The sequence below is a fragment of the Staphylococcus kloosii genome, from assembly GCF_032139365.1.
In the GTDB taxonomy this organism is placed as follows: domain Bacteria; phylum Bacillota; class Bacilli; order Staphylococcales; family Staphylococcaceae; genus Staphylococcus; species Staphylococcus kloosii_A.
Window position 1 is genome coordinate 1 of the sequence record NZ_JAVTDB010000092.1, and the last position, 738, is coordinate 738.

Below are 738 nucleotides of genomic sequence, written 5' to 3' on the forward strand. Positions count from 1 at the left end.
TTTTTTATAAGGAGTGATGACATGTTATATCAACATGGCACTTTAGGGACTTTGATGGCAGGTATGTTAGATGGTACAGCTAAAATCAATGATATACTGCAACATGGTGACTTAGGGATAGGCACTTTAACTGGCTCTGATGGTGAGGTTATCATTGTCGATGGTAAGGCCTTTCACGCTAATGAGCATAATGAGTTTAGAGAATTAAAAGGTAATGAAATGACGCCTTTTGCCACTGTGACGCCATTTGATGCCGATTTACAATTTGATGTGCATGTTATTAGCGATCAAGAAGCAGTTTTAAACGAAATATTACATCAAGTGAATAGCGAAAATATTTTTATAGCTGTAAAGATAACTGGTAAATTTGAAATGATGCACGTACGCATGATGCCTAAGCAAGACAAACCATATACTAGATTAATTGAGTCGGCAAAAAGACAGCCAGAATACACTAAAGAACAAATTTATGGTACAGTCGTCGGTTTCTTTTCACCACAATTATTTCACGGCATCGCAGCCGGCGGATTTCATTTACATTTCGTAGATGACGACCATACTTTTGGCGGGCATGTTTTAGATTTTGAAATGAACAGTGGTAGTGTAGAAGTAAGCAAGATAGAAACATTAGAACAACATTTCCCTACAGATAATGAAGCATTTTTAGAAGCAGATATCGACTATTCTAATATTAGTGAAGATATTTCAAAAACAGAATAATAAAAATTTTAAATACAT

1 protein-coding gene is annotated in these 738 nt (G+C 35.2%); it reads left to right on the top strand.

Annotated elements, in window-relative coordinates; genetic code table 11:
- Window positions 1–21 precede the first annotated feature (21 nt).
- Complete coding sequence (gene budA / locus RPL90_RS12940) at window positions 22–720, top strand: acetolactate decarboxylase (protein ID WP_313550471.1); 699 nt, start codon at window positions 22–24, stop codon at window positions 718–720.
- Window positions 721–738: the final 18 nt, after the last annotated feature.